Source organism: Yoonia sp., from assembly GCF_030731595.1.
GTDB lineage: Bacteria > Pseudomonadota > Alphaproteobacteria > Rhodobacterales > Rhodobacteraceae > Yoonia.
Genome location: NZ_JANQTS010000065.1, coordinates 13,783 through 32,883, shown reverse-complemented (window position 1 = coordinate 32,883; position 19,101 = coordinate 13,783). Strand labels below are relative to the sequence as shown.

Annotated in this window: 22 protein-coding genes; 10 read left to right on the top strand and 12 right to left on the bottom strand. The window is 59.0% G+C overall.

The genetic code is table 11. The features are described from left to right. The first annotated feature begins 63 nt into the window (after positions 1–63). Entirely contained in the window at positions 64–1,161 is a 1,098-nt protein-coding gene (gene ychF / locus NWQ23_RS07080) for a redox-regulated ATPase YchF (RefSeq protein WP_306165561.1), read from the top strand. Positions 1,162–1,277: 116 nt separating this feature from the next. After that, the gene (locus tag NWQ23_RS07075; protein WP_306165560.1) at positions 1,278–1,655 is read left to right on the top strand and encodes a hypothetical protein; all 378 of its coding nucleotides are present in this window, start codon (positions 1,278–1,280) and stop codon (positions 1,653–1,655) included. On the opposite strand, the gene NWQ23_RS07070 is transcribed toward NWQ23_RS07075, so the two are convergent. From NWQ23_RS07070 to NWQ23_RS07055, 4 genes are all read right to left on the bottom strand, one after another. Next, positions 1,652–2,494, bottom strand: a complete 843-nt coding sequence (locus NWQ23_RS07070; RefSeq protein WP_306165559.1) for a TIGR03915 family putative DNA repair protein — start codon at positions 2,492–2,494, stop codon at positions 1,652–1,654. The genes NWQ23_RS07075 and NWQ23_RS07070 overlap by 4 nt on opposite strands. Further along, complete coding sequence (locus NWQ23_RS07065) at positions 2,491–2,691, bottom strand: hypothetical protein (RefSeq protein WP_306165558.1); 201 nt, start codon at positions 2,689–2,691, stop codon at positions 2,491–2,493. Before NWQ23_RS07065 ends, NWQ23_RS07070 begins: the two co-directional genes overlap by 4 nt. A gap of 236 nt (positions 2,692–2,927) precedes the next feature. Further along, positions 2,928–3,713, bottom strand: a complete 786-nt coding sequence (locus NWQ23_RS07060; RefSeq protein WP_306165557.1) for a glycosyltransferase family 25 protein — start codon at positions 3,711–3,713, stop codon at positions 2,928–2,930. Next, a complete protein-coding gene (locus NWQ23_RS07055; protein WP_306165556.1) occupies positions 3,710–4,738 on the bottom strand; it encodes an N-acetylneuraminate synthase family protein in 1,029 nt (342 codons plus the stop codon). The genes NWQ23_RS07060 and NWQ23_RS07055 overlap by 4 nt, the downstream gene beginning before the upstream one ends. Positions 4,739–4,866: 128 nt before the next feature. Here NWQ23_RS07055 and NWQ23_RS07050 point away from each other — a divergent pair, with 128 nt between their 5' ends. Further along, positions 4,867–5,574, top strand: coding sequence for a tyrosine-protein phosphatase (locus NWQ23_RS07050; protein WP_306165555.1), 708 nt, complete (start codon positions 4,867–4,869; stop codon positions 5,572–5,574). Here the strand turns inward: NWQ23_RS07050 and NWQ23_RS07045 are convergent. The 5 genes from NWQ23_RS07045 to metG all read right to left on the bottom strand — a co-directional run bounded on the left by NWQ23_RS07045 (position 5,571) and on the right by metG (position 10,374). Further along, positions 5,571–6,503: a Gfo/Idh/MocA family protein gene (locus NWQ23_RS07045; RefSeq protein WP_306165554.1), complete on the bottom strand. Its 933-nt coding sequence runs from the start codon at positions 6,501–6,503 to the stop codon at positions 5,571–5,573. The two genes, NWQ23_RS07050 and NWQ23_RS07045, sit on opposite strands and share 4 nt — an antisense overlap. Then, complete coding sequence (locus tag NWQ23_RS07040; RefSeq protein ID WP_306165553.1) at positions 6,497–7,288, bottom strand: SDR family NAD(P)-dependent oxidoreductase; 792 nt, start codon at positions 7,286–7,288, stop codon at positions 6,497–6,499. The genes NWQ23_RS07045 and NWQ23_RS07040 overlap by 7 nt, the downstream gene beginning before the upstream one ends. After that, positions 7,281–7,988 (bottom strand): acylneuraminate cytidylyltransferase family protein, encoded by a 708-nt coding sequence (locus NWQ23_RS07035; protein ID WP_306165552.1) that lies wholly within the window; start codon positions 7,986–7,988, stop codon positions 7,281–7,283. The genes NWQ23_RS07040 and NWQ23_RS07035 overlap by 8 nt, the downstream gene beginning before the upstream one ends. A 61-nt stretch (positions 7,989–8,049) precedes the next feature. Next, on the bottom strand, positions 8,050–8,655 hold the full coding sequence (locus NWQ23_RS07030) for a YdeI family protein (protein WP_306165551.1): 606 nt from the start codon (positions 8,653–8,655) through the stop codon (positions 8,050–8,052). Positions 8,656–8,661: 6 nt separating this feature from the next. Further along, positions 8,662–10,374 (bottom strand): methionine--tRNA ligase, encoded by a 1,713-nt coding sequence (gene metG / locus NWQ23_RS07025; RefSeq protein WP_306165550.1) that lies wholly within the window; start codon positions 10,372–10,374, stop codon positions 8,662–8,664. Positions 10,375–10,508: 134 nt separating this feature from the next. Between metG and NWQ23_RS07020 the strand changes: the two genes are divergently transcribed. After that, positions 10,509–10,973: a hypothetical protein gene (locus NWQ23_RS07020; RefSeq protein ID WP_306165549.1), complete on the top strand. Its 465-nt coding sequence runs from the start codon at positions 10,509–10,511 to the stop codon at positions 10,971–10,973. On the opposite strand, the gene NWQ23_RS07015 is transcribed toward NWQ23_RS07020, so the two are convergent. Continuing rightward, positions 10,970–12,193: an MFS transporter gene (locus NWQ23_RS07015; RefSeq protein ID WP_306165548.1), complete on the bottom strand. Its 1,224-nt coding sequence runs from the start codon at positions 12,191–12,193 to the stop codon at positions 10,970–10,972. The genes NWQ23_RS07020 and NWQ23_RS07015 overlap by 4 nt on opposite strands. A gap of 130 nt (positions 12,194–12,323) precedes the next feature. On the opposite strand from NWQ23_RS07015, the gene NWQ23_RS07010 reads away from it, so the two are divergent. Beyond that, on the top strand, positions 12,324–13,367 hold the full coding sequence (locus NWQ23_RS07010; protein WP_306165547.1) for an aldo/keto reductase: 1,044 nt from the start codon (positions 12,324–12,326) through the stop codon (positions 13,365–13,367). A 22-nt stretch (positions 13,368–13,389) separates the two neighbouring features. Here NWQ23_RS07010 and NWQ23_RS07005 read toward each other — a convergent pair whose 3' ends face one another. Next, positions 13,390–13,845 (bottom strand): GNAT family N-acetyltransferase, encoded by a 456-nt coding sequence (locus NWQ23_RS07005; RefSeq protein ID WP_306165546.1) that lies wholly within the window; start codon positions 13,843–13,845, stop codon positions 13,390–13,392. Positions 13,846–14,107: 262 nt separating this feature from the next. Between NWQ23_RS07005 and NWQ23_RS07000 the strand changes: the two genes are divergently transcribed. Genes NWQ23_RS07000 through NWQ23_RS06985 form a run of 4 tightly spaced genes read left to right on the top strand, consistent with a single transcriptional unit; the run spans position 14,108 to position 17,264 of the window. Then, positions 14,108–15,022, top strand: coding sequence for a 3-keto-5-aminohexanoate cleavage protein (locus NWQ23_RS07000; protein WP_306165545.1), 915 nt, complete (start codon positions 14,108–14,110; stop codon positions 15,020–15,022). Continuing rightward, positions 15,019–15,552, top strand: a complete 534-nt coding sequence (locus NWQ23_RS06995; protein ID WP_306165544.1) for a lipocalin family protein — start codon at positions 15,019–15,021, stop codon at positions 15,550–15,552. The genes NWQ23_RS07000 and NWQ23_RS06995 overlap by 4 nt, the downstream gene beginning before the upstream one ends. After that, on the top strand, positions 15,549–15,800 hold the full coding sequence (locus NWQ23_RS06990) for a hypothetical protein (RefSeq protein ID WP_306165543.1): 252 nt from the start codon (positions 15,549–15,551) through the stop codon (positions 15,798–15,800). The genes NWQ23_RS06995 and NWQ23_RS06990 overlap by 4 nt, the downstream gene beginning before the upstream one ends. 3 nt (positions 15,801–15,803) lie before the next feature. Then, complete coding sequence (locus NWQ23_RS06985; protein ID WP_306165542.1) at positions 15,804–17,264, top strand: carnitine 3-dehydrogenase; 1,461 nt, start codon at positions 15,804–15,806, stop codon at positions 17,262–17,264. Here NWQ23_RS06985 and NWQ23_RS06980 read toward each other — a convergent pair. Continuing rightward, positions 17,261–18,121 (bottom strand): helix-turn-helix domain-containing protein, encoded by an 861-nt coding sequence (locus tag NWQ23_RS06980; RefSeq protein ID WP_306165541.1) that lies wholly within the window; start codon positions 18,119–18,121, stop codon positions 17,261–17,263. The genes NWQ23_RS06985 and NWQ23_RS06980 overlap by 4 nt on opposite strands. 82 nt (positions 18,122–18,203) lie before the next feature. On the opposite strand from NWQ23_RS06980, the gene NWQ23_RS06975 reads away from it, so the two are divergent. Beyond that, a complete protein-coding gene (locus tag NWQ23_RS06975; protein WP_306165540.1) occupies positions 18,204–19,091 on the top strand; it encodes a fatty acid desaturase in 888 nt (295 codons plus the stop codon). Positions 19,092–19,101 lie beyond the last annotated feature (10 nt).

Sequence of the window (19,101 nt, the reverse complement as noted above, 5' to 3'; positions counted from 1 at the left end):
GTGTCGCTTGCACCGGTTGCGTTCCGCCCCTAGAAGCGCCGCTAGGATCAAAGGAGAGCCGTGATGGGTTTCAAGATGGGTATCGTGGGTTTGCCGAACGTGGGCAAATCGACCTTGTTTAATGCATTGACCAGAACGGCTGCTGCACAGGCCGCGAATTTCCCGTTCTGCACGATCGAACCCAATGTGGGCGATGTCGCGGTGCCAGACGCACGGCTGGACAAATTGGCCGCGATTGCCGGTTCCAAACAGATCATCCCGACCCGCATGACCTTTGTCGATATCGCGGGCCTAGTAAAAGGGGCCAGCAAAGGCGAGGGCTTGGGCAACCAGTTTCTGGCCAACATCCGCGAATGCGATGCCATCGCCCATGTACTGCGCTGCTTTGAAGATGACGACATCACCCATGTCGAAGGCCGCGTTGATCCGGTCGAAGACGCCGATGTGATCGAAACCGAATTGATGCTGTCTGATCTGGAAAGCATCGAGAAGCGTTTGCAGAATCTGACGCGCAAAGTGCGTGGCGGCGACAAGGACGCAGTCGATCAGGTGCGCTTGCTTGAAATGGCACAGGCCGCCTTGGAACAGGGCAAGCCTGCGCGCACCGTCAAGATTGATCCAGAAGACGCAAAGCAATGGCGCATGCTGCAATTGCTCACAACAAAGCCTGTGCTTTACGTCTGCAACGTCGAAGAAGAAAGTGCCGGCACCGGCAATGCCCAGTCCGCCCGCGTGGCTGAAATGGCCGCAGCGCAAGGCAACTCTGCCGTGGTCATCAGCGCACGCATCGAAGAAGAGATCAGCCAGTTGGACCGCGAAGAGGCCGAGATGTTCCTGGGCGAGATGGGGCTGGAAGAAGCGGGCCTCGACCGGTTGATCCGCGCGGGATACGCCCTGTTGCACCTGCAAACCTATTTCACCGTCGGCCCCAAAGAGGCCCGCGCCTGGACCATCAAGGAAGGCACCTCTGCCCCGCAAGCGGCCGGTGTCATTCACGGCGATTTCGAGCGTGGCTTTATCCGTGCAGAAACCATTGCCTATGACGACTTTGTCTCACTTGGCGGCGAACAACCCGCCAAAGAGGCAGGAAAGATGCGCGCAGAAGGTAAGGCCTATATCGTCAAAGATGGCGATGTGATGCACTTTCTCTTCAACACCTAAGCACCAGACCCTGCGCGCCGCTGCATCCCAACACGATTTCGCCTCACTTTCGGCAAAGACCTCTGCACAGATATTCGCAGAAATATACGTCGAAACTCTGAAGCGAGGACACAATGATGGGTTTGTTCAAAGCCGCGACCGCTGGGCTGGGATTGGCTGCATTGACAGCATGCGGTGCCACCAATTCCTATCCGGGTCGCACACAAGTGCAGTTCATGAGCGCCGATCAGGTGACGCAGCGAACCTATGCCTGCCTGCCCGGTGAAACCGAACGGCAAACCCAGTCACGCGCATCCAGCGCACATCGCTATGTGGATGGCGCTATCCGTTCGGCAGGCGCGCGCCTTGCTGCACAAAGTACCGGCGGTTTCGGCTCAGGTCTTGGCCTGCAAGCCGAACTGAATGCCGAGATCGCAGAGATTTCACGGCAATCCGAGGCAGAGTATCGCTGCGTTCTGGTGAGCAGCCGGAATACTTCTGGCCCATTTGGTTAACTGCCCTGCGGGTCGTCGCCGCGTAACGGCTTTTTGATCTTCTCGGCCCATTCGGGCGGGAGGGTCGCGGCATTATCGCGCCTCTGTTGACCCTTCGTTTCGGCACCCGCGATCAAGCTTTGGAAGTGGCGCGCCTCTGACAGGTTCTGCATGTCGTTCTTTGGCATCTCTGATCTCGTGGCCTGCACCTTGAGCCGCGCCGGATTGAAGATATTGCAAAAATAGCTGCACCAAAGCGCCTCGGGCGCGTCTTCAGGCAGGTCGGGCTTCGGCTGGCCGGGGTGGAAGGACAGGTTGCCGTCGATGAACTGCGCGGTCACATCGGGCGTTGCGATCATCCAGTCCATATCGGCAAAGCGACGTGCGAAAAATGGTGCGTTAGGTTCAACCGTGTGGTGGGTCGGCGCGAACCATGCGGCAAAGCTGCGCCGCGTATCACCTTGGCGCAGGTCCCGAAACCGGACAAGGGCCTTCATCTTGTGCTTGCAGCGTTGCACACCCTTTTCCATCTGCTGTAGCTTAGCCAGCTCTGGGTCGGTACTGTCCTGCATCAACCCCGGCTGATGCCGTAACCGCCAGAGCAATGCATAGAGCCGGGCAAAGCGTTGCGGGTCTTTGTGCCAGATCACAGTATCCGCCATCGCGACAAAACTCTGGGGGGCCTTGATCTGGCGGGTGATCGGCGGCAGCGGGGTAGCAGTGTCGAAAAGCGCGCCCATAGTATTGTCAAAATCCCACAGGACGTTTTGCGGCGACACGCCCGCGCTGATCAAACGTTTGGCCGCATCGCGCCACGCGAGATCGGTGCCAATGCGGGGGAGGGGGACAGTATATATCAAGACTGGTTCGATTGTTCGGCCACACGGGCAAAGGGCGCATACGAATCTGCACTGTCTGTCAGGCCACCCCGCGTCCATTCTTTGGCAGTGCTCAAGGTCATCGCTTTCTCCGGCGCATTCGTGATGTCCGAAAGGTCGGCATGGCGGGCCGCGTCACCGAGAATCGAACCTGTCCGAGAAAGATCGCGTTGAGTCATATGTTCATGATATGTTCTCATGGTGACGGACGCAAGATAGATGCGCATTCACAAGGCTATAGTTTTTTCGACATGCCCCAGAAAGGAAACTCCGTGCATTCAGGCACCCGATCAAAAACAGGGCGCTCGAAAGCTCCAGGCCTTCTTTGGCGAGCGGAGGACCACACATTAACCCAACCCGCATGACTTGCTGAACCTAAAGTGCAAGCCAAACGATATCCGGACGACCTTGGTTATCAGCCGCTCAATTTACGAGAGGAGGGCAAGAGCGCGCCGTCAGCGGCAAGATAGGCTGTGCGACGGACATAATTGGTAGCCTTGAGACCGTAATAAGGCAGTCTTTGGGGTAGCGAGAATTTCTTTACATCCGAGAACGCCCGTCCGGTGATCTGGCTTTCGCCCTCGTCATCCACATGGCTCGGCCAAGGCTCCAGACCGCGCTGGCGGTAGCCGTGGACAAAAAAGCGGTTCAACTCGTGATCCAGCGGGCGCGTCATCGGCAGAAGCGTCGGACGCAGACGCGCAGCAATTTCGCGTTTGATCAGATAGGCGCCGTTGCCGGTGAAAGGACCGATATAGGCATTGACGGCATATCGTCCTGTCGTGCCCTGCTTGACCGGTAGTTTCGCGCGGATCGCGTTGAAACGGATCACATCCCAATGATCGGCTGCGGCAAGTGCCGCATCAAGCCCTTCAAGAAAATCATCATGGAAAACCACATCGTCTTCCAAAATAAGGGCAGCAGGTGCTTGGCTGGCGATCAGCCGGTCCCAAACCTGCAAGTGCGAATGGTAAACCCCAATCTTGCCCGGCAAAAGCGCGCCGCCCGTGTTGCGCTCAAACGCAGGGCGGTTGACGTTGTGCGCCAAAGACTCGGCTTCAAGACGGCCATCGACGGCATCAAAAATCTGGTAGTCCAAGCCCAGCGCATCCATTCGCGGGATCATATTCGCCCGTCGCGCTGTGGCCCGTTTGAGGCTGATCAGCCAGACCGGAATGTCGCTGCGCCGCAATGCGGTCATGCCAGATCGCTCCATTTGAGCTGTTTGTTCCGGTGGACAGGCTGGGTCAGTTTCTTGCCGACGACCTTGTCAAAATCATAGCCTGCAATCTCGCCCGATCCGGGGCGGCGCGCCCATATGTCGGCTTCGGTGATGACATGGCCTGCGGGCAAGTCCTTGTCCGCCACGACCGAGGCGCGGGCAAAGCGGTACACATCTTCCTCGGCGGCGGTACGCTGTTTGGGGTTGTGCAGCGCTGTATGGATTTCACGGGACCGGTCGATGATATGGCGCAATTCAGACGGGTCCATCGAGTTGATGATATCGGGACCTTTCCGGTAGCGCGTATCGGTATAGTGCCGTTCCAGAATACAGGCCCCAAGGGCCACGGACGCCAGCGCCATCTCCGGCCCGATGGAATGGTCCGAAAAGCCCACGACCGCATTGGGAAAGGCGTTTTTCAGGTCAGTCACACCCTGCAAAGAGACGATTTCGGGGGGTGACGGATAGAGATTTGTGCATTCCAGCAGCGCATAGTCGATCCCGGCCTCATCCAGAATCGCGACAGAGGCGCGGATTGTTTCGATGGTCTGCATCCCCGTCGACATGATGACAGGTTTGCCCATGCGGGCGATGTGGCGGATCAGCGGCAGGTTATCCGCCTCTCCCGATCCGATCTTGAAGGCGGGCACATCAAGCGCGTTGAGAAAATCCGCCGCCGCGCGCGAAAACGGCGTCGAAATCCAGATCATGCCAAGGCTTTCGGTGTAGCGCTTGAGTTCGGCTTCATCCTCTAGAGACAGGGCGCAGGCGGCCATCACATCCCAGATCGACACATCGGCATTGGGCGGGAAAATCTGCTTTGCTTCCTCGGTCATCTCGTCTTCGATGATATGGGTCTGGTGCTTGATCATCTCGCAACCCGACCCGGCGGCAAGGCGCACCATTTCTTTGGCAACGGCCAGGTCGCCACCGTGGTTGATGCCGATTTCGGCGATCACGAGCGGGGGAAACTGAGGTCCGATCTTGCGACCTGCGATGTCCATATCTGTACTCCTGCCTGCGATGTTGTCGCGTGTTTATGGGGTTTTGCGTGGTGGTGCAATGGAGTGCTGGCACTTGCAAAGGCAAGGTGGCTGGTCCAAGTACAACCACAAAATACGAAAAGCCCAAGATGATCCGTAAGATTTGGAAAGCCCTCGACGAAAAAGAACGCGCCCTGCGCGGGTCTTTTGGCCATGACATTACCGATCCTGTCGAACGCAAACGATCCCTGTGGCATCTGAACTGGCTGGACCATGGCATCCTGCGGATCTTCTGGCACAACTTTGCGCTGTTTGCGCCCGGGGCTTACCGCTCTAATCATCCTTCGCCCAAGAGGTTCGAGACCTATGCCCAGATGGGCATCAAGACCGTTCTCAATCTGCGCGGGGTCGCACAACAGCCACACTACCTGTTTGAAGAGGAAAGCTGTCTGAAGCTGGGCCTTACGCTGGTCAACGTTTCCATGTCAGCGCGTCAGGCGCCGAAGGTCAATCAGCTCAAGGCCTTGTTTGAGGCTTTCGATACGATGGAGCGCCCCTTCATGATGCACTGCAAATCAGGAGCAGACCGGACAGGGCTGGCAGCGGCGCTTTATCTGATGGTGCAGGAAGACCAACCGCTTCAGGTTGCGCGCCGTCAGCTCAGTTTTCGCTATCTGCATATCCGCCGCACGGCCACCGGTATTCTGGATCATTTCCTCGATGTCTACGCCGCGCGCAACGCGCAATCGCCTATCGGGATCGTTACATGGATCGAGACCGAATATGATCCCGAAGCCTTGACGCAAAGTTTTGCCAAAAAGCAGGCCGCCCTGAAGGTCTGGCAAGGCTGGCGCTAGAACGCGACGGCGACTTGCCCTGCAAACTGCCGCGCTTCCCATGCTTGCGCGATCAGATCACAGCTTGCCCGAACGTCTGAAAAGCGGGGGATCAAAGGGTTGTCCGATGGCGGGTGGCCTGTGGCGAGTGCAATGAAATCACCCATCGCCCCCAGAAACATGTCATTGCGATCGAAATCGAATGTTGTGGTCTTTTGTCCGGTCCCGTCGTTGCGGGTAAAGGCAGGGGCAAGCAGGTCCAGATCAATGACCTGACGCGTGCCGCGTAATTGCCCCCTGCGCAGGCTGACAGGCGACAGATAATCCATCGCGACACTTCCCAGCGGTGCGGCAAGGCTGACACGTGTCGCGAAATCGACGCCTGCGAAATCGGGGTGGTCAAGGCTGGTGGCGCGCGTCACCTTGGCGTTTGGAAACAGGCAATGTGCGATGTCGAGTTCATGGCACAGGTCCAGCAGCACCCCGCCACCTGCCGGATCGGACGCATAGCTTTGCGCGAATGACCAATTCGCCCGCCATTGCCGGACGTCATGCCCGATCTCGAAGGCAAAGCTGTAGATATCGGAAAGATCAAGCTGGGCAAGCGCACGCAGGGCAGGGTGATAGCGCATCATGAAACCGACCATCGACCGGTCCCCGATTGGCCCTGCGGCTGCGTAAATCTCGGCAATCTGGCTTTGGGTCCACCCGAGCGGCTTTTCGACGTAAAAGGGCCAGCCTTGTGCCGCGCAAAGGGTGATCAGCGATAGCCTGATGGGTGTCGCCGTGGCGATGATGACGCCTGCCACATCGCGGCGCTGGGCCACTGTTGCGGCGTCGAATGCGCGGTAGGGGATCAGGTCAGCTTTCTGGCCCAATGCCGCAAGGTTGCGGGCGTGGCGCTGCCCGATCGACCCTGCACCAATGACCAGAAAGGTATCCGCTACCATCCGCTAAAGCCGCCATCCACATTGACCAACTGGCCGGTCATATAGCCCGATTGCGCTGAACACAGGAACAGCATCGCATCGGCGATTTCATCCGGTGCAGCCATGCGGCCAGCCATGATCAACTCACCCACACGGCGCTGGAATTCGTCGGAATGTCCGTTGAATACGGCACCGGGTGCGATGGTGTTCACCGTCGCTTGGCGCTTGGCCCAATAGCCCGCCAGCCACAGGGTCAGGCCGTGGATGCCTGCCTTGGTCGCGGAATAGGCCGAGAATGATTTGAACGGCATGTCCTCGTAAATCTGGTGGTGCGGTCCGTTGAGCGCGTACATCGACGCCACATTGATCAACGTTGCCGGATAGCGCCCGACGATATCGCGGTCCATCTGCCGCGCGATCATGAAAGCGCCGGTCATATTGGTGCGCAGCGTCCTTTCCCAGTCTTCAACGCTGGTATTGGCAAAATCGGGAAAGGCCTTGCCTGCGCCCATCAGCAACTCGCCTGTGATGGCAGCGTTGTTCAGCACGACATTGGGTTCCCATCCATCCGCCATGATGCGCTGGAAGATCGCCACGACCTCGTCCTCCTGACCCACATCCAGATCGTAGAAACGGAAATTCGGGTTGTCGCCGTGGCTGGCGACCAAGGCATCCGCGCGGTGCCCTGTCAAATCCGATGCAACGACCCGCGCGCCGGCGGCCAGCATCCGCCGCACATAGGTACTCCCCAGAACACCGCCTGAACCGGTGATAAAGATGGTTTTGTCTTTGAGTTGATCATGCATCGCTTTGTTCCTTCAATTTCTCACCCATCAGAAAGTCCACCAGTTTGAAATCAAACGGGCTGTCGATGTCGACGCAGGTTTCGGGGGCCATCATGTAAGGGATCACGCGCCCTTCAAACAGGCTGGAGGCGCGGCGCAGATAGGCAGGGGCCACGACATAGGTCGATGCCGCATGTTCAAAGACCGCAGGGGCTTGCTGACGGGCCACGACGCCCCCGGGGAGGGGTTTGCTGACATGCAGCGCGCCGGTCGCATCCGGTTCGACCAGATTGAAATAGGGGTTCTTGCGGGCCTCGCAGCACGACATGACCATGTCGGGGCTTTCGGCAAAAAACAGATCAAGCGCCTCGGCGATGGCCGTGTCAGGCCGAAGCGGTGAGGTGCAATCAAGGTCCAGAAAGGCCGTTGCCGGACCAGTCTGCTTTTCAACCTCGCCCAAGGCATGTTGCCAGACACCCCACTTGCCCGCCGTATCGGTGGCCAGATGCGCAGGGCGCAGGCCGATATCAAGGCACCCGCGTTTCAGCCCGTGTTCATACATTTCGGGCGAATCTGTCGAGACGACAACATGATCCACACGGTCACTGTCCAGCAGTTGGTCAAGCGACCAGTCGATCAGGTGCTTGCCATGCATCATCCGAAAGTTCTTGTTCGGGACGCCCTTGCTGCCCGCCCGTGCGCCAATGTGGCCGATGATCATTGTCCAGGTCTCCTGTGACTTTCCTTGGGGTGTGCCGAAGGTTTGAACCTGCGTCAACGGCCTAGCCCTTTGCTTTTGGTCCGGTCCATTGAAACGGGCGCTTGCCTGCGGCGCTGTCGCGCGCGATCTGGGCGATTTTCGCGGCGCGCGTTTCGGGGCGTTTCGCGTTCAGCACGATCTCCAGCGCGCCACGCTTGACCGAGCGTGGAAATCCCTCCCACTGCGCCAGCGACCCCGGATATGCATCAAACGCGCTTTGCAGGTCCGCAGGGATCACAAGGTTTTCGACGTCATCAAGCGCGGTCCAACTTCCGTCAGCCTTGCTGCGGTCGATCACGGCTTGGCCTGCTGGGGTCATCAAGCCTTCGGCTGTCAGCTTGGCGACCTTGTCCTTGTTCACACGGCTCCAGTTCGACCCCGTCTTGCGGGGGCAGATATAAAGCATCGTGCGTTCTGCATCGAGGCCCCGCACAAGGCTGTCGACCCAACCATAGGACAGGCACGCATCGACAATCTGCCCTGTCGAGATGTATTTGTCAGGCACAGCCTTTTTGTAGGTCACCGCCCAGATGCCGTCTGCGTTTTCGTCCTTTGCTGCCAGCCAGTCACGCAAGGCATCAACCGTTTCGAAAACGACTTGAGGCTTATCTGACAGCGGCTTTCTCACGATGGCTCAGTCGCGTGTGCCCGCGAAACGCGCCGCCCATTCCTCGCGCTCTTCGTCGGTGATCTTGCGGAACAGGTTTTCCGGAACGGTAAAGGCGTGACCTGCTGGCAAAACCTCTAAGGCGGCCGCCACATCCATGGGCCAGCTGTCATCTTCTGTCTGCATCGCTGCAATCATCGTGGCCGAGGCGTCTGGAATGAAAGGGGCCGACAGCACCGCATAAATCCGTATCAGGTTCAGCGCGAGGCGGACCTGCATCGCGGCGGTTTCCGGCTCGGTCTTGAAGGTGGTCCAAGGTGCGTTGGCTTGCAGATACTCGTTACCCAAGACCCAGATCGCCCGCAGCTCTGCCGCCGATTTGCGGACCTCCATCGCGTCCATATGACCTTCATAGGCGCGGATGCGGGTGGTCAGATCGGTGATCAGCTGCTGTTCGGCAGGGCCATATGACCCGCCCGCCGGCACGTCCTCGCTGAATTTCGACCGACAAAACTTAGTGATCCGGCTAACAAAATTGCCCAGCACGTCGGCAAGGTCTTTGTTCACGTCCGTCTGGAAGTTTTCCCACGTGAATTCCGCGTCAGAGGATTCCGGCGCATGGGACAAAAGCCACCAACGCCAATAGTCTGGCGGGAGAATCTCAAGCGCTTGATCCATGAACACGCCGCGCCCGCGCGAGGTGCTGAACTGGCCGCCGTCGTAGTTGAGATAGTTGAACGACTTGATGTAATCGACCAGTTTCCATGGCTCCTGACTGCCCAGGATCGTGGCGGGGAACGAAAGCGTATGAAACGGCACGTTATCCTTGCCCATGAATTGGGTATAGGTCACGTCCCCCGCGCCTTTGTCCGTGCGCCACCAGCGTTCCCAGTCGGTGCCTTTGCCTGCGTCCTGCCATTCCTGTGCACAGGCGATGTATTCGATCGGGGCGTCAAACCAGACGTAGAATACCTTGCCTTCCATGCCGGGCCAGTCTTCGGTGCCGCGCTTGACCGCGATCCCCCAGTCTAGATCGCGGGTGATGCCGCGGTCCTGCAAACCGTCCCCATCGTTCAGCCATTTCTTGGCGATAGAGGTGGTCAGGATCGGCCAGTCTTTCTTGCTTTCGATCCATGCGGCCAGATCATCCCTCAGTTCGGACTGGCGCAGATAGAGGTGTTTGGTTTCGCGCACCTCCAATTCTGTCGATCCGGAAATGGTGGAATGTGGATTGATCAGATCAGTCGGGTCCAACTGTTTGGTGCAGTTGTCGCACTGATCGCCGCGCGCAGATTCAAAGCCGCAGTTGGGGCAGGTGCCCTCGATATAACGGTCGGGCAGGAAACGGCCATCGGCCACGGAATAGACCTGTTCCTCGGTGACTTCCTTGATCAATCCGACTTCGGCCAAACGACCCGCAAAGGCTTGGGTCAGTTTGTGGTTCTGCGGGCTGGAAGAGCGGCCAAAATGATCGAACGACAAACGAAACCCATCGGCAATCTGCGCCTGAACATCATGCATTTCGGCGCAATAATCGGCGACAGGTTTGCCCGCCTTGGCAGCGGCAAGCTCTGCCGGGGTCCCGTGCTCGTCGGTCGCACATAAGAACAGGACCTCGTGCCCGCGCTGGCGCAGATAGCGGGCATATAGATCGGCAGGCAATTGGCTGCCCACCAGATTTCCAAGGTGTTTGATCCCGTTGATATAGGGGATGGCTGATGTGATCAGATGGCGGGCCATGATGATTGTCCTTACGCGTTTGGCCCTATCTAGCGAGGCTGTGGCGCAGATGCCAGATGTTGCGTGGCGCTGGCGTTTTGCGGGCGGTCTGGGTACACATCAGAAAATCGCGCATTCGTCCAAGGAGAGACCCGATGAAAACCCTGATCGCCGCCCTGACTTTCGCCGCTTTGGGCACAGCCGCACAAGCGCAAGACTTTTATGTCGGTGGCACAGCTGATTATCACTTCCCGCATTCGGGCGATGCCCAGACCGTCGCGTCAGTCGTGGCGGGCATGGGGCTTGGGTCTGGAGCATTCGGCATTGGCGCCGAGGCCGAGGCCGGTTTTCGGATCGCGGGCGACAACGACTATGACACGTCACGGGTGCGGATCTGGACCAGCTATGACTGGGGGGATTACACGCTGCGCTTTGCGGGAGGCGTGACCGAGTATTATTTTGACGCAGGTACCGCAGGCGGTTTCAACTTCGGCCTTGGGGCAGAGCGGGCGATATCGGACACTCTGACGTTGCGCGGCGAGTTTATCCGCGACTTCATGGACACCGATTTCACTTCGGACGTCACGACCACGCGGGTCGCTGTGATCTACAACTTCTAGCGTTCGCGGCTGCGCCCCAACAGGCGGCCAATGCTGAAACTGGTGCGCGGCGCATAAACATAGCGTGTGCGGTCCTCTGGCGCGCGCCGCACGCGCATCCGGAACAGGCCGAAGATCACCAGCACGACATGGCCCGCCGAGATGAAGTAGAACAGCGCCTCTGGACCATAGCTGCCGATCAGGGCCGATGTGGTATAGGGGGCGGCAATCGCGCCGATCGCATAAAAGAACATATGGGCCGCAGAGAGTTCGACCCTTTGCTCAGAGGTCGCGAAATCATGGGCGTGGGCCGTTGCGACCGAATAGATCGGAAAGGTCGTCAGGCCAAAGAAAGCCGAGGCCAAAAGGATGCTGGTAGTCCCGTTTCCGGAGGTGGCCACCGTAACGGCACAGGCGACAATCGCCGCGACCGACAGCCAGATCATCACCCAGCGGCGGTCGAACTTATCGGCCAGCCAACCCACCGGATACTGCGCCAGCGCACCGCCCGCCACATAGGCGGCAAGGAAAGAGCCGATCTGATTGGGGGTCAAACCGACCTCCTGCCCGTATATCGGACCCACCATCCGGAATGACGCGCTCGATAGCGCTGCAACGATCACTGCGGCCACGCCCATGGGTGAACAGGCCCAGGCAAGGGCAGGGCGCAGGCGTGTGGCTTTGGGCGTTTCGGGTTGCGGCAGGCGGGTCAGCGCCAAAGGCAGCAAGGACGCGCAACACAGGATCGTCAGGATATTATAGGCGATATAGGTTTCCAGATCGGCCAATGTGCCGATCATAAGCTGCGCCACCAGTGATGCACCCATATCGGCCATCCGGTAGCTGCCCATCGCGCGGCCGCGGGTTTCGTTGGTGACTTTGGCCTGCAACCATGCCTCGACCACGGTATAGCAGCCCGCGACGCAAAGGCCCGATCCGATCCGGCAAAGCGCCCAGAACCAAGGGTCCACCACGATCACATGCGCGGCCAACCCGATGGCCCCCATCGCGGTAAAGGTCGCAAAGGCACGGCTATGCCCGACACTGCCCATCAGGCGCGGGGCCCACCAGCAACCGATGAAGAAGCCAAAGAAATGCGCAGAGCCCAGAAAACCGACCTCCGGCTGCGAAAATCCGCGATCCAACCCCGTCAGCGCATCCAGCGGACCGACCCCGCCCGAGGACAGTTGCAAAAGGGCGATGGACAGGAACAAAGCCGCAAAGGAAATGAGCATACGCATAGGCGGACCCTGCGCTAGGTCACGGGCTGCTGCCAAGACCTAATCGACCACCCGAATGTCGTGTTTGTGCCCTTGCCCCTGCCGCGCATCACATTAGGGTCTGGCTCGACATTCATTTAGAGGCAGACCGATGAAACAACTCCCCCTTGGCCGGACCGATATCATGGTCTCTGAATGGTGCTTGGGCACCATGACTTATGGCAACCAGACCCCTGAAGCAGATGCGCATACCCAGATCGACATGGCGCTGGATGCGGGAATCAACTTTATCGATACCGCCGAGATGTACCCGGTGAATCCGATCCGCGCCGAAACCGTGGGACTGTCGGAACAGATCGTGGGCAACTGGCTGGCCAAGACCGGGCGGCGTGATGAGGTCGTGATTGCCACCAAAGTATCGGGTAACAACCCCGGTTGGGTCCGAGAAGGGCGCGGCTATGATGGTGCCGTGATCCGCGAGGCGGTTGAGACCTCGCTCAAGCGGCTGCAAACGGACGTGATCGACCTTTACCAGATGCACTGGCCCATCCGAGGCTCATATATGTTCCGCCAGAACTGGACCTATGACCCTTCGGGCCAGAACCGCCAACAAACGATGGACCATATGATGGATGTGCTCGGCGCGCTGGGCGACATGGTCAAGGCGGGCAAAATCCGCGCGATCGGCATGTCCAACGAAAGCGCCTGGGGCATGACCAAGTGGATTGATCAGGCGGAAAGCGCAGGCTTGCCGCGTATGGCGTCCGTGCAGAACGAATATTCATTGCTCTGCCGCCTGTATGACACCGATATGGCTGAAATGGCGGTGAACGAGGATGTGACCCTGTTGTCATTCTCGCCACTGGCGTGTGGTCTTCTGACGGGCAAATACCAGAACGGGCAGGTGCCCGCAGGTAGCCGTTTGTCGATCAACGGTGATCTGGGTGGGCGCGTGACAGAGCGGCTTTGGCCGGTGACACAGGCCTATCTGGATCTGGCAGCCAAACATGGGCTTGATCCGGTGCATATGGCGATGGCGTGGCAGCGGACACGTCCTTTTGCGGTCTCCGCGATCTTCGGGGCCACGACCTCTGCGCAGCTAGAGCAGATTTTGGCGGGCAAGGATGTGGTTTTGTCCGATGACCTGATCGCCGAGATTGATCAGGTACATAAAGCGCATCCCATGCCCTATTGAGCAAGGTGGATTTCAATCCACCTTACCATCCCGCATCTATCGGAATTTCAAACCGTGGTCCCGGGGCTGTGCTGATCTCGGCCAGCCCCATCGCGCGGTAGGCCGAAGCCGCACCCGGATTGTCAGGTGACGTTCCGATCACCAAACGAGACGCGCCAACCTGCATTGCATGCGTGCGGGCCGCTGCAATCAGCGCTTTGCCAATGCCGCGCCCGCGCAAAGGTTCTTCGACAAACAGATGCGCGATATCAAGCAGATCGCCGTGCAGCATCGGTCTCCAGTGCGGTTCCAGCGCGGCATAGCCCGCAGCCTTGCCATCCATCCGCGCAATCAGGCCCGTCAAAGGCCCGTCAATGAACTGCGCCTGTGTCGCGGCAAGCCCCATCACGCAGGTGTCGCCATGAAAGGCGCAAAGCTTGCGGATCATCCCCAGCAGGTCAGGCATGTCTTTGGGGGTCACATGTGTAATGTCGGTCATCGTGTCGTCCTTGCGGTTTTGCCTCCGCAAGGACAGCAGATCACAGCAACCCTTGCGGGCGGCTGTTGAGGTAAGATGTCAGAAAGAACCCAGCAGCCGCTATTTGGCGCTGGTAAAATAGACTGTCTGGAATTGGGCCATCTGTGTCATGCCGCTTTCTTTTCAGGAATGTCGCTTGGCTGTCAAGAAATATGCCTTGCGTAAGCCTGCCAAGTTGCCGAAGGTCTGCAAAAATCAAAGACCGGTCAGGGAGAAAATACCAATGCCACTTCAGATGAACCGCGAAGTCTTTATCACTTGCGCCGTCACCGGATCAGGGTCGACGCAAGACCGCAGCCCGCATGTGCCCCGTTCGCCCCAGCAGATCGCGGAAAGCGCGATTGATGCCGCCAAGGCAGGTGCCGCCGTCGTGCATTGCCATGTGCGTGATCCTGAAACCGGTGCGCCCTCGCGCCGTGTCGATCTTTACCGCGAAGTGACCGACCGGATCCGCGATGCAGAGGTGGATGTGGTGTTGAACCTGACCGCAGGCATGGGCGGCGATATCATTTTTGGCGGGGTGGAAAACCCGCTACCGACGATCGCTGGCACCGATATGGTGGGGGCCACCGAACGTGTGGCCCATGTGGCCGAGTGCCTGCCCGAAATCTGCACGCTTGATTGCGGCACTATGAACTTTGCCGAAGCCGATTACGTCATGACCAACACGCCGGGCATGTTGGTCGCGATGGGCCGGATGATGACGGCACTGGGCGTCAAGCCCGAGATCGAGGCCTTTGACACCGGCCATTTGTGGTATGCCAAGCAACTGGTCAAGGATGGCGTGCTGGATAGCCCCGCACTCGTGCAGCTTTGCATGGGTGTGCCTTGGGGTGCCCCTGATGACCTCAACACTTTCATGGCGATGGTCAATAACGTCCCGGATGACTGGACCTTCTCGGCCTTTGGCCTTGGACGCAGCCAGATGCCTTATGTGGCCGCCTCTGTGCTGGCGGGCGGGAACGTCCGTGTGGGCTTGGAGGACAATCTGATGCTGGATCGTGGCGTATTGGCGACCAATGCGCAGTTGGTCGAACGGGCTGCAGGCATCATCGAAAATCTAGGCGCAAAGGTGATCGGCCCTGCCGAGGTCCGGGCTAAGCTGGGTCTGACCAAGCGCGCGCCGGTCGCCAAGTGAGAGCATTCCTTTTCGTCCTCGCCTTGGCAGGGTGCGCAACGCAAGACAGCGGCGGGCTCTTTTCCGTTTATCGCGATACTGATGCGCCCATCGCGTCCAAGGCGCTTTTTGAACCAGAGCGCTATCTGGGTGTCTGGTATGAGGTCGCCCGCTATCCCGTGCCGTTCCAGACAGGCTGTGTCGGCGTTACCGCAGAATATGGGTTGCGCGACGACGGACTGCTTTCGGTTCTCAACATTTGCCGCAACCCCGCCGGGGCCGAGACAGCACGCATCGAAGGAACCGCCGAGATTGTCGGTCCGGGCCGTCTCAAGGTGCGCTTTCCTTCGGTGCCCTTTGTCGCTGCGGACTACTGGGTCTTGTGGACTGACGAGGATTATCGCACGGCTGTTGTCGGCGCACCCAATGGGCGTTCGGGTTGGATCTTGAACCGAACCCCCGAAATCCGTGCAGACAGGTTCGAGGCAGCGCGTGATATACTCGAATTCAATGGTTACGATCTGACAAGACTTTTGGAGGTGCCGTCATGAGACGTCTGGTTTTGGTGAGCATCCTGGCTTTGGCCGCATGCGAGGGAGCAGGGATGGCGACATCGGGAAGCGGTATGCGCGAATACATGGTCATCGGAAGTCGAATGACTTTTGATGAATGCCGCGCAAGCGGTGGTCTGATCATCCGTGACAGCAACACCGCCATGGTCGCCTGTGACCCGTCCATCCGCCGTGAGTCCATACCGGCAGACGAATTCGACCACCCCAACGACAAATCTGGATCCTGATCAATGACACCTCATATAGCAGCGATAATCGGCGGCGGCGTGATCGGTGGCGGCTGGGCCGCCCGTTTTCTGTTGATGGGCTGGGATGTGCGCGTCTTCGACCCTGATCCGCAAGCCGAACGTAAAATCAACGAAGTCTTGGCCAATGCGCGGCGGTCCTTGCCGGGCCTGTCAGATGTTGCTTTGCCTGCCGAAGGCACGCTGAGCTATCATGCGACGATTGATACGGCTGTCGCTGGCGTGGACTGGATACAGGAAAGCGTGCCAGAGCGGCTGGACCTCAAGCTGAAGGTCTACAAGACGATTCAGGACCATTGCCCGCATGATGCGGTGATCGGATCGTCAACCAGCGGGTTCAAGCCATCCGAATTACAGCAGGGTGCAGTCCGTCCCGAACAAATCGTCGTGGTCCATCCGTTCAATCCCGTCTATCTGCTGCCTCTGGCCGAATTGGTCCCGAGTGCTGCCACCTCTCCCGCCATCGTGGACAAGGCCAAGGCGATCCTGACCGGTATCGGCATGTACCCTTTGCATGTGCGCGCCGAGATCGATGCCCATATCGCCGACCGCTTTCTCGAAGCTGTCTGGCGCGAGGCCCTTTGGCTGATCAAGGACGGTATCGCCACGACCGAGGAAATCGACAACGCGATCCGCTATGGTTTCGGTCTGCGCTGGGCGCAGATGGGCCTTTTCGAGACCTACCGCATCGCGGGCGGCGAGGCGGGCATGCGCCATTTCATCGAACAATTCGGCCCCTGCCTTGAATGGCCCTGGACCAAACTGATGGACGTGCCGGAACTGACCGAAGAATTGATCGACGCTGTCGCGGGCCAGTCTGATGCGCAATCGGGTCAATATACGATCCGCGAGTTGGAACGGGCGCGGGACAATAACCTTGTGACCATTCTGCGCGGGCTCAAGGCGCAGGATTGGGGTGCGGGTAAACTGCTCAACGCCCAAGACCGCAGAGTTGAGGGCGACGTGGCCCTGCCTGCCGATCTCAGCAAACCGATCGTGACGGTTCACCGTCCTGTCCCCTTGGACTGGACCGACTACAACGGGCACATGAACGAAGCCCGCTATTTGCAGGCCTTTGGTGATGCCACGGACCGGATGATGCTTCTGGTCGGATGCGATGCCGACTATGTCGCGACGGGCGGCAGCTTTTTCACGGCAGAAACCCATATCCGCCATCTGGACGAAGTTCATGCCGGTGCGGTCATCCGCATCGAAACCCAAGTCCTTGCGGGCGCGGGCAAGAAAATGCACCTCTTCCACCGTATGTTCGAGGGCGACCGCGAACTGGCGACGGGCGAGCATATGCTGATCCACGTGAGCCTTGCCACACGCAAAGCCGCAGAACCCGCCCCTGCCTTGGCCGCAACGCTGGCGCGTTTGGCCCAAGCGCATGCGACCCTGCCGAAACCCGAAGGGGCGGGCAAAGCTGTCGGAGTGCGCGGCTAGGTCACCCGCGTGATCAGGCGGTCGAAGTAGGCCGCCAGATCACGCTGACTGACGCTTGCGGCCCGCACAAGCTGGTCGAAATGGGCGGTGATCGCCGTGACCCGTTCGGTATCGCGGAACACAAGATAGTTGCGTCCGATATAGATCACAGCCAGCAGTGGCCCAAAGATCGTCACAGGGGCCGAATACAACTGGCGCTGGTCATAAAGATGCAGCCGCAACGACGGATAAAGCTGCGTATGCAGGTCGCGGAACTGTTCAAGCTGGGCCTTGCGCAACCCAACAGACAGACCTGCGTAATACCCTTCGGCGCGGGCAAAGGTATCGAGTTCGGACAGCGGTATCGCCATTTCGTAGTCCGAGCGCGCGCCGCGCATCCAGTCCAGCCTGTCAGAGCTGGCGCCAATCGCCTGCTCGATCGTCTTGCCCACCGACGGCGCATATTCCCAACGCAGCATGTCTTTTGTCTTGAGCATATCGGGCAGGGCAGCGGGGACATGGCGGATTTTGTATCCTGCGGCCTCTTGGTGCCATGCAAATATCTGGTCATCAACCATCGCGCGCGGTGCTTCGGTCATGGAAATGGCGGCGGCCACCAGATCGACCGCCTGTTCGGGACGGTCCGACAGCCCCAGCAGCCAATCCGCACTGACCCCAAGCCCCGCCGCGCATTCCGCGACCAGTTGCGCATTTGGCAAGCGTGCGCCCGTGTCTTTGAGCAGTTGCGACAGGGTCGAGCGGTCAACACCAGCCCGCCGTGCCAGCGCGCTCTGGGTCATATTGGCCTGCGTCATACCCGCGATCAGGCGATCACGGAAAAGCTGCGCACGGTCACGTTTGTCAATTTTTATCACCATACTCCATTTTAATCACAAATTTGGGATTTTGTGAACTAGTCTCTGGATGGTTCCAATCCGCTTGGTCCGCTAGTGCTAAGTCATGGGAAAAAAAGAAAAGATCGTGCCTGCGCAGATCGAGTGGCCGACGCTGATGTTGATCTTGGCATGCTATGCCACTTGGGGTGCAGCACTTTGGCTCTTGCCGCTGCCCTTGGGGATCATAATTGGCGGCATCACCATCGCCTTGCACGCATCGCTGCAACATGAAGTGATCCACGGCCACCCGTTCCGCGGCCAATGGCTGAACGATCTGATCATCTGGCCGCCGCTGATGCTGACCGTGCCCTATGCCCGTTTCAAGGCGACGCATCTGGCACACCACCATGATGAAATCCTGACCGACCCCTATGATGACCCCGAAACCAATTATCTGGACCCCGGCGTATGGGAACGGCTGCCGCGCATGTTCCAAGCGCTTTTGCGGTTCAACAATACTGTTGCGGGGCGCTTGCTGGTCGGGCCACTGATCGGGACGATCGCCTTTGCGATCTGCGAATGGCGGTCGCGCGATGCAACCATTATGCGTGGGTGGCTTTGGCACCTGCCGGCGGTGGCTGTGGTCTTGGCAGTGGTTGCGGTCTCACCCATGCCGATCTGGGCCTATCTGGTTGCCGCCTATCTGAGCATGTCGATCATCAAGCTGCGCACCTTTCTGGAACACCAAGCGCACGAGCGTGCCAGCGGACGCAGTGTGATCGTCGAAAACGGTGGTGTCTTTGGCTTCCTCTTCCTTAACAACAACCTGCATGTGGTCCATCACATGCACCCGCGCGTGGCGTGGTATGCCCTGCCAGGACTTTACCGCGCGCGGCGCGACCACTATCTGCGGCGCAATGGCGGCTATGTGTTTGCATCCTACCGCGAGGTGATCCGGCGCTATCTTGTGACGCCGAAAGACCCGGTCGCGCACCCCCTCTGGCGGCGCTAGATTTTTAGGG